Source organism: Amycolatopsis sp. NPDC057786 (genome assembly GCF_042797905.1).
Classification (GTDB): domain Bacteria; phylum Actinomycetota; class Actinomycetes; order Mycobacteriales; family Pseudonocardiaceae; genus Amycolatopsis.
This window is the reverse complement of record NZ_JBHVKW010000048.1, coordinates 50,202-58,779: the sequence shown is the minus strand read 5'-3', so window position 1 is coordinate 58,779 and position 8,578 is coordinate 50,202. Positions and strand designations below refer to the sequence as shown.

At 67.0% G+C, this 8,578-nt stretch carries 7 protein-coding genes; 1 reads left to right on the top strand and 6 read right to left on the bottom strand.

What is annotated here, in order from left to right:
* Positions 1-110: 110 nt before the first annotated feature.
* From ACFVM3_RS23630 to ACFVM3_RS23605, 6 genes are all read right to left on the bottom strand, one after another.
* Positions 111-929 carry a carbohydrate ABC transporter permease gene (locus tag ACFVM3_RS23630; protein ID WP_378441768.1) on the bottom strand — a complete coding sequence of 273 codons (819 nt, stop codon included), beginning with the start codon at positions 927-929 and terminating at the stop codon, positions 111-113.
* Positions 926-1,813: a carbohydrate ABC transporter permease gene (locus ACFVM3_RS23625; RefSeq protein ID WP_378441766.1), complete on the bottom strand. Its 888-nt coding sequence runs from the start codon at positions 1,811-1,813 to the stop codon at positions 926-928. The genes ACFVM3_RS23630 and ACFVM3_RS23625 overlap by 4 nt, the downstream gene beginning before the upstream one ends.
* 7 nt (positions 1,814-1,820) lie before the next feature.
* A complete protein-coding gene (locus ACFVM3_RS23620; protein WP_378441765.1) occupies positions 1,821-3,092 on the bottom strand; it encodes an extracellular solute-binding protein in 1,272 nt (423 codons plus the stop codon).
* 95 nt (positions 3,093-3,187) lie between these two features.
* On the bottom strand, positions 3,188-5,293 hold the full coding sequence (locus ACFVM3_RS23615; protein ID WP_378441763.1) for an alpha-galactosidase: 2,106 nt from the start codon (positions 5,291-5,293) through the stop codon (positions 3,188-3,190).
* Positions 5,294-5,639: 346 nt separating this feature from the next.
* The gene (locus ACFVM3_RS23610; RefSeq protein WP_378441761.1) at positions 5,640-6,077 is read right to left on the bottom strand and encodes a PPOX class F420-dependent oxidoreductase; all 438 of its coding nucleotides are present in this window, start codon (positions 6,075-6,077) and stop codon (positions 5,640-5,642) included.
* Positions 6,078-6,110: 33 nt separating this feature from the next.
* The gene (locus ACFVM3_RS23605; protein WP_378441760.1) at positions 6,111-7,058 is read right to left on the bottom strand and encodes a methionyl-tRNA formyltransferase; all 948 of its coding nucleotides are present in this window, start codon (positions 7,056-7,058) and stop codon (positions 6,111-6,113) included.
* A 137-nt stretch (positions 7,059-7,195) separates the two neighbouring features.
* Here ACFVM3_RS23605 and ACFVM3_RS23600 point away from each other — a divergent pair, with 137 nt between their 5' ends.
* Positions 7,196-8,539 (top strand): lysine N(6)-hydroxylase/L-ornithine N(5)-oxygenase family protein, encoded by a 1,344-nt coding sequence (locus tag ACFVM3_RS23600; RefSeq protein WP_378441758.1) that lies wholly within the window; start codon positions 7,196-7,198, stop codon positions 8,537-8,539.
* The last annotated feature ends 39 nt before the right edge of the window (positions 8,540-8,578 follow it).

Below are 8,578 nucleotides of genomic sequence, written 5' to 3'. Positions count from 1 at the left end.
AGCCACTTTCGCGACGTCTGGTGTCGCGAAAGTGGCTTTCGCGACATGGGCACCGGTGCGCCGAGGGAACGCGCACAGCAGAGCATTCAGAGGACTAGATGCGGCAGGGGTCAGCCCTTGGTGGCACCGCCGGTGAGCCCCTTCACGAACTGCTTCTGCAACGCCAGGTAGAAGATCAGCACCGGAAGGGTCGCCAGGAACATCAGCGCGAACACGCTGCCGAGATCCGCCTGGTACTGCCCGATCGAGCGGTAGATCCCGGTGGTGATCGTCGTGCCCTGGCTGGGGCCGAGGATGATCAACGGATCGATGAAGTCGTTCCAGATCCACACCCCGAGGAAGATCAGCACACTCGCCGTGGCCGGGCGCAGCAGCGGGAACACGATCCGCCAGAACACCTGCGTCCTGCTCGCGCCGTCGAGCAGCCCGGCCTCCTCGAGCTCCACCGGCACCCCGCGGATGAACCCGGTGAACACGAAGACGCCGAACGGCACGTAGTAGCCGACGTTGAACAGCACCAGACCCTGGATCGTCGCCATCAGCCCGGTCAGCCGCAGCACTTCGGTGACCGGGATCAGGATCACCTGGGGCGGGATCATCAAGCCCGCCAGCAGGATCAGCGCGAGCACCTTGGTCCATCGCTTGCCGGAACGCGCGAGGTAATGGCCGAGCATGGCCGAAAGCACGGTCAGCACGATGATCGACAGCAGGGTGACGAGGAGACTGTTCGCCAGACTCACCCAGAACAGGCCATCGGGCCGGGTGAGGACGGCGTGGATGTTGGTCAGCGTCGGTGGCAGCGGGACCGACGCCGGCTCCTGGGCGATCCGATCGCCGGGTTTGAAGACGTTGACGAGCACGTAGTACAGCGGCACGGCGAAGAGCGCGCTCGCCAGGATCGCCGCGGTGGGCCGGAGTTTCGCGGTCACAGGTCCACCTCCCGTCGCCGCAGGAACCGCAGCACGATCGTGGTCAAGGCCGCCACGATCACCAGCATCACCACGGCCATCGCGGACGCGTAGCCGACGTGGTTCGCGTCGAGGCCGGTGGCGAGGACGGCGAACGCGATGGTGGCCGTGGTCCCCGAACCCGGCCCGCCGTTGGTGACCACCTTGACGTAGTCGTACGTCTTGAACGCCGAGATCAGCAGCACGACGGTGTTGATCGTCAGCGACGGCGCGAGCAGCGGCCAGGTCACCGCGCGGAACCGGCGGACCGGCCCGGCGCCGTCGATCTCCGCGGCCTCCAGCAGTTCGGCCGGGACACCCTGCAGGCCCGCGAGATACACGACAACGCAGAAGCCCAGCATCTGCCAGCACACGATCGACGCCACCGAGTACAGCGCGAGATCCGGGTCCGACAGCCAGCCTGGCGGGTGCTCGACGCCGAGGGCGCGGAGCGCGTCGTTGACCGGGCCCCGGTCGTCGAGCAGTTTCGTCCAGATGATGCTGACGACGACCGAGCTGAGGATCACGGGCGTGAAGAACACGCTTCGCAAAACGTTGTACAGCCGGCCTTTCCGGTCGAGCAGCAGCGCGACGCCGAGCCCGAGCACGTTCGGCACGACCACGACGATCACCGTCAGGATCGTCGTGACCCGCAGCGCGGTCAGGAACTGTTCGTCCTGGAACAGCAACCGGTAGTTCTCGAGGCCCACGAATTCCGCGGGCGGGTTGAACGGATTGTGGTTCGTCAGGCTGTAGCCGAAGCTGATGAGGATCGGCGCCATGACGAAACACAGATAGATGACGACGCCGGGCGCGCCGAACGAGGCGAAATGCCACATCCGCGGCAGGATCGGTTTCCTCCCCATCGCGGTGTCAGCGTGCCTTCGCCCATTCGGTGTCCAGGAACGCGCACGCGTCGGCCACCGATTTGCGGCCGGTGATGACGTCCTGCGCGGCCTGGTAGACCTTGTCCTTCATTCCCGGCAGGAGCCCGTCGTCCGCGGTTTCCCAGCTGAAGGCGTTGACGACGGCGTTCTTCGCGACGGCTTCCCGGTACAGGTCGTAGCCCGCTTTGAAGACCGGGCCGACGTCGGAAGGCGGCGTGTACCCCTTGATCGCGGGGAACAGGCCGTCGGCCTTGACCGAGGCGTCGATCTGCTCCTTGTCGAGCTGGAACGCGAGGGCGAACTTCCTTGCCGCGTCGAGGTTCCGCGACTTCGCGTTGACGACGATGCCGCCGCCGGTGTAGGCGGGCACGACGAGTTTCCCGTCCTCGGAAGGGAAGTTGAAGACGCCGATCTCGAACGGCGGCTTCTTGGTGTCGGCACTGGCGGCGAACCAGTTGCCCATCGGGTACATCGCGCCCTCGCCGTTGAGGAAGGCGGCCTCGGTCGCCGAGTAGTCCCGCGAGACCTGGGTCTTGTCGAGGTAGCCCTTGGTCACCAGATCGGCGAACTTGCCGAAGGCCTGCTGGAAGGCCGGATCGGTGAACTTGACCTGGTCGGCCCGCCGCTGGGAAAGCCAATCCGGTGTCCTGCCGTAGACATCGACGCTGACCAGGCCGTCCAGCAGCATCGCGGACGGGAACCCTTCCTTGCCGCCGCCGATGGTGAACGGGGTGATGCCCTTCGCCTTCAGTTTCTCCGACGCGGTGAGGAGTTCGTTCCACGTCTTCGGCGTCGACGTGATCCCGGCGTCGGCGAAGAGCTTCTTGTTGTAGTAGATCGGCGGGATGGTCTGGGTGTTGGCGGGCAGCTGATGGTGCCCGCCCTTGATCGGGTTGGCCGCGGGGAACTGGAAGTCCTTGAGTTCCTCGGGCGTCCACGCGTAGAGGTTGCCCGATTCGGCGAAACCGGCGGTGTCGACGGCGATCGCTACGTCCGGAAACTGGCCGGACTGCAACAACTGCTTGGCGTAGCCGGTGCGATCGGTCGACGGGGCGACCAGTTTCTTCACACTCATACCGGGGTTGCGCTCGGTCACGCGTTTGATCGCGGAGTCCCAATAGGACGGTGGGAGGTTCGGCGTCTCGAACGTCAGGAAGGTGATCTCGTTACCCGAGGCGTTCGTCCCGCCGCCGACGGTGCATCCGGTGAGGCTCGCGGCGAGGAGTAGCGCGGCTCCCAACGCGAAGGACCTTCTCATGTCCGGCATTCGATCGGATGTCTAGAGTGATGTCAAGCGGCTTCTGGCGTGCTGCGACGTCAAAAAGGGGCAATTCATCTGATCTATCGGCGATCTCAGATCCTCGTCAACCGGATCACGACGCTGGCGAAATCCCCCTCCGGCAAACCCGGGAACAGGCCGTGTGCCAGGAGCGAGGCGCCGTGCCACACCTTTCCGGTGTCCTCGTCGTGGTAGCGGGCGGAGGGGTCGAGACCGTCGAGCCGGACCGGTCGTTCATGAGTGTGGAAATGTGCCGCTTGCCGGAACACGAACACCACCGCGCGTCCACCGTCGGCCGCCACGTACTGCAGCGCGGAGACGCCGTCCGTGGCGGGCGGCACGAGACGATGGAGCCTGCCGTGCTGGACGATGGGCCGGATCTCCTTGTACAGCGCGATCTGTTCGCGCGCGTGGTCGAGATCGTCCTCGGACCACTTCACGATGTCGCCGCCGATGCCGAGTACCCCCGCCATCGCGACGTGGAACCGGAAGCGCAGCGGCGTGGATCGCCGGGTGACGAAGTTGGGATCGTCGGTGACCCACGCCGACATCGCGCGCGCCGGGTACACCTGGCCGTAACCGTGCTGGATGACGAGCCGGTCGAGGGCGTCGGTGTTGTCGGAGGTCCAGACCTGGTCCGTCCTGGCCATGATTCCGAGATCGATCCGGCCGCCACCGCCGCCGCACGCCTCGATCCGCAGTCCGGGATGGCGGGCACGCAGGCGGTCCATGATCGCGTAGACCGAGCGGGTGTGCTCCACCCACAGCCTGTCCGGATCGGCGTCGGCAGGCCAGCCCGCCTCGCTGAAGGGGCGGTTCATGTCCCATTTCAGGAAGTCGATCCCGTGCGTGCCGACGAGGGAATCGAGCGTGCCGAACGCCCACTCGGCGACCTCCGGCCGGGCGAAGTTGAGCACCAGCTGGCGCCGGAGCTCCGAACGAGTCCGATGTGGATGGTGGAGGACCCAGTCGGGGTGGGCGCGATGGAGATCGCTGTCCGGATTGACCATTTCGGGTTCGACCCAGAGCCCGAACTTCATGCCGAGGCGGTGCACTTCGCCGACGAGCGGTTCGAGGCCGTCGGGGAACTTGTCCCGGTTGACCCGCCAGTCGCCGAGGCCGGCGTGATCGCCGTTCCGGGCACCGAACCAGCCGTCGTCCACCACGAACAGTTCCACGCCGAGCGCCGCCGCCTTCTTGGCGAGCGCGCGTTGCCCCGCGTCGCTGACGTCGAAACCCGTTGCCTCCCAGGAGTTGTAGACCACCGGCCGGAGCTCGCCGGGATGCGGGAGAACGTGGCCGATCGTGTACGCGTGCCAGGCGCGGCTCGCGGCACCGAATCCGCCGTCGGTGTACAACCCGGCGAAAACCGGCGTGGTGAGCGTTGCGCCGGGTGCGAGCCGGGGGACGACGCCGTCTTGGCCGAAACCGCCGGTCACGGTGAGGCGGCCGGTGGACGAGCGGGTGGTGGTGATCCGCCACGAACCGCTCCACGCGAGCACGGCGCTGTAGACCTCGCCGTGCCGCTCGGTCGTTTCGCCGTCGTCGAGCATCACCCACGGATTGGCGTGATGGCTCGTGATGCCGCGCCTGCTCCCGAACGTCGTTTCGCCGTGGGGGACAGGCTCGCGGAGCAGTTGGCTTTCGGCCGCCCAGCGGCCGGTGACGTGGCTGATCCGGTAGTCGGGCCGGTCCGGCACGACCCAGGTCGCCGAGTCGGCCCGGATGATCTCGACCGGGCCGTCCGTGCCGTCATGCCCGAGTTCGGTCCAGCGCTCGATGACGTCGGTGCCCTCCGGGACACGGTAGGCGAGCGTGATGCGGAGGGGGTAGTGACGATCGCGGAACCGGACGCGCAACTGCCCGCCGTCGATGTCGTGGCCGAGGTAGCGCCATTCGAGAGCCCGGGTCCCGTCGGCGAACCGGACCTGCAGGGCCGGGGTCCAGTACCGGGTGCCGCCGTCGGCGGCGAGTTCGTCGAGTCCCTCGTTGGGATCGTTGAAGGCGTCCCAGCGTTCTTTCGTCCGGGGGAGGACGTCGGCGAGCTGGCCGGTGGTGAGCGCCGGGCCCCAGTAGACGTGGGAGGGCGTGTCGTCCTCGGTCAGCCTGAGCGCGTAACTCGTGGATGCCGTGCTGATGAGCCAGGAACGGGTGTTCTCGTCGAAAACGATCTCGGCCACGGGGCCATCCTGGCGCCGAACGGCGGTGGCGGCCAGATGGCTCCCGCTCGGCGGTACATCAGGTCTCGTGAGTGGTCTGGGTCCATCCGGCCGGTGCGCGGATGGCGGTTTCGCGTGACTGGACGGACGACACGCGTGTTTGAGTGGACGACTCGAGGTGAACTCCGGGCTGCGCCGTCTCGTCCGCCCAGTACATGAAGGCCCCCTTCCTGTACCTAGGCGCAAGGAAGGGGGCCTTCATGTACTTCGGGCAGCCGCCGTGACTACTGAGGCACATGTGACGAGCGTGGCGATGGCTCGGGGCTCGGGTTGGCAAGCGAAACCGGTACCGAGACCGAAGCGACCTTCAGCCGCCGACCTTCGCGACCGCCACGAAGTGCGACGGCCGCACCCGCACGATCACCTTGCCCGGAGACGTCGCGTACGCCAGCCAGCCATCGATGGCGTCCTGACCGGCTTCGCCGAGGTACCGCCGGGCGATCGACTCCGAACCCGCCCGGACCGCGTCCGGATCCGAAACGATCTCCGCCACCCCCTCGACGCTCACGAACGAATAGGGCGGCACCGGGTCGTCGACGACCACCGAGACACGGGGATTCTCCTTGAGCGCCTTGCCTTTGACGGTGTCCGTGCCCAGGTTGACCAGGACGTCGTCGCCGTCGAGGGCGAACCAGATCGGGACCGCGTGCGGCCTGCCGTCCGGGCGGACCGTCACGAAGACGGCGGTGCGAGTGCCTTCGGTGAGGAAGGCGCGACGCTGCTCGTCGGTCATCTTCTCCGGCATGACTTTCCCTCCAGGTCGAACCGTGGGTACACCCTAGGGCCGCGAGGTGAGATAACCACCCATCGAGCGGAAATAGTCGTTGGCGGCGAGTTCGGTGCCGTCCTCGGTCCGGACCCGCTCGATGACGAGACCGTGCGACCGGCCCCGGCGCGACTCGGGCCCGGCGACGATCACGACGCCGTCACCCTCACGGATGAAGATCCGGCCGGGGGTGCCGCCGTAGTGGCCCACGGACACCGACGAGCGGATCACGCGCAGCTGCTTCCCGCGGTGGTAGGTGAAGGCGTTGGGGTACGGGTCGGACTGCGCGCGTACCAGCCGTTCGATCTCTTCGGCGGGCCAGGACCAGTCGATCAGGCTGTCCTCAAGGGCACGCTTGTGGAAGAAGCTGGCCTTCGACCGGTCCTGCTTGACCGGTGTGTAGTCCCCGCTCGCGATCAGCTCGATGGCCTCGGTGGTGATGGGCGCGATGAGGTCGACCGTCCGGTGGAACAGATCGGTCGTCGTGTCCTTCGGCCCGACCGGCACGGAGCGCTGGAGCACGATGTCGCCCGCGTCGAGGTCGGCGTCCATCATGTGGGCGGTGAGGCCCACTTCCTTCTCTCCGTTGATGAGCGCCCAGATCAGCGGCGAGAAGCCGGCGTAGGCGGGCAGCAGCGAGTCGTGGACGTTCAGCGTGCCGTACCGCGGCATCTCGAAGATCTCGGGCGGCAGCCAGGTGCGCCAGTTGTTGGCGACGATCAGGTCGAGATCGGCTTCCTTCAGCTCCGCCAGGAGTTCCGGGTCGTCGGGACGCTGCCGCAGCAGCGCGCGGATCCCGTTGGCCTCGGCGAGGTCCGCGACGGAATCGGACCAGATCTTCTCGTAGGCGTGGTCACTCTTCGGGTGGGTGACGACGAGGGCGACATCGTGGCCCGCGTCGATCAACGCCCGCAGGGTGCGGTGTCCCCAGGTCTGGTATCCGAACATGGCGACCCGCATGGGACCGGCCTCCTCCTGGTCGAGGGATGAACATCACCACTGAAAGTACTAGTTGAGCCTCACCTAACTTAGGTTAGGGTTCCCTGGTCTTTGTAACGAAGTACCGAGATGCGGCTGAGCCGCGCTAGGGGTTCAAGATGGCACGAGCAGTGGTCGGTGAACGGGTTCCGGTCTACGACGTGGTCGGGGTCGGGTTCGGTCCCTCGAACCTCGCGCTCGCCATCGCCGTCACCGAGCACAACGCCGCGCCGGGGGCCGAGACCGTCACCGCGCACTTCCTCGAGCGTCAGGCGCGTTTCGGCTGGCACCGCGGGATGCTGATCGACAACGCGACCATGCAGGTCTCCTTCCTCAAGGACCTGGCGACGATGCGGAATCCGACTAGTTCGTTCAGCTTCCTGTCGTATCTGCACAGCAAGGACCGGTTGGTCGACTTCATCAACCACAAGAACCTGTTCCCGTTGCGGATCGAGTTCCACGACTACTTCGAATGGGCCGCGGAAAAGGTCGACGACCTGGTTTCCTACGGCACCGAAGTGCTCTCCGTCACGCCGGTGTTCGACGGCGACGAGATCGTGTTCTTCGACGTGCACGCCCGCACCGACGGCGAACTGGTGAACCTGCGCGCCCGCAATCTGGTGATGGGCACCGGGCTGCGGCCGAACCTCCCGGAAGGTGTGACGCCGGGCACACGGATCTGGCACAACAGCGAACTCCTGCACCGGCTCGAAGGCATGGCCGCCGAGGAGCCGCGCCGGTTCGTCGTCGTCGGCGCCGGCCAGAGCGCGGCCGAGGTGAGCGCGCTGCTGCACGACCGCTTCCCGCGGGCCGAGGTGTGCGCGGTGTTCGCGCGGTACGGCTACAGCCCGGCCGACGACAGCGCGTTCGCCAACCGGATCTTCGACCCCGAGGCGGTCGGGCGATTCTACGAAGCGCCGGAAGCGGTCAAGGACCGGCTGATGCGCTACCACGGCGCGACCAACTACTCGGCCGTGGACATCGAGCTCATCGACGAGCTGTACCGGCGTGTCTACCGCGAGAAGGTGCAGGGGATCGAGCGGCTGAAGCTGATCAACGTCTCCCGTCCCACCGAGGTCACCGACACCGGCTCCGCGGTGCGGGTCACCGTCGAAGCGTTGGAGACGGGGGAGCGGACCCGGCTCGACGCCGATTTCGTCGTGTACGCCACCGGGTACAGCCCGGCGGACCCGACACCGTTGCTCGGTGAGCTGGCGTCGGCCTGCAAGCGCGACGACGAGGGCAGGCTCCGGGTCGAACGCGACTACCGGATCGTCACCGAGCCGCCGCTGGACGGCGGGATCTATCTCCAGGGCGGTACCGAGCACACGCACGGCATCACGTCGTCGCTGCTGTCCAACACCGCCGTCCGGGTCGGCGAGATCCTTCAGTCCATTGTGGACCGGCGGGCCGCCGGCGCGTCCCGGCCCGAGTACGCGGTGAGCGGGACCGGGCCCGCCTGAGGCACGGACGATCCCGAAAAGCTCTGAACGGTGGAGGCG

Excerpts from the sequence above, each read along its gene's own strand:
- ACFVM3_RS23625 (WP_378441766.1), bottom strand. The coding sequence starts at position 1,813 with ATGGGGAGGAAACCGATCCTGCCGCGGATGTGGCATTTCGCCTCGTTC.
- ACFVM3_RS23620 (WP_378441765.1), bottom strand. The coding sequence starts at position 3,092 with ATGAGAAGGTCCTTCGCGTTGGGAGCCGCGCTACTCCTCGCCGCGAGC.
- ACFVM3_RS23610 (WP_378441761.1), bottom strand. The coding sequence starts at position 6,077 with ATGCCGGAGAAGATGACCGACGAGCAGCGTCGCGCCTTCCTCACCGAA.
- ACFVM3_RS23605 (WP_378441760.1), bottom strand. The coding sequence starts at position 7,058 with ATGCGGGTCGCCATGTTCGGATACCAGACCTGGGGACACCGCACCCTG.
- ACFVM3_RS23600 (WP_378441758.1), top strand. The coding sequence starts at position 7,196 with ATGGCACGAGCAGTGGTCGGTGAACGGGTTCCGGTCTACGACGTGGTC.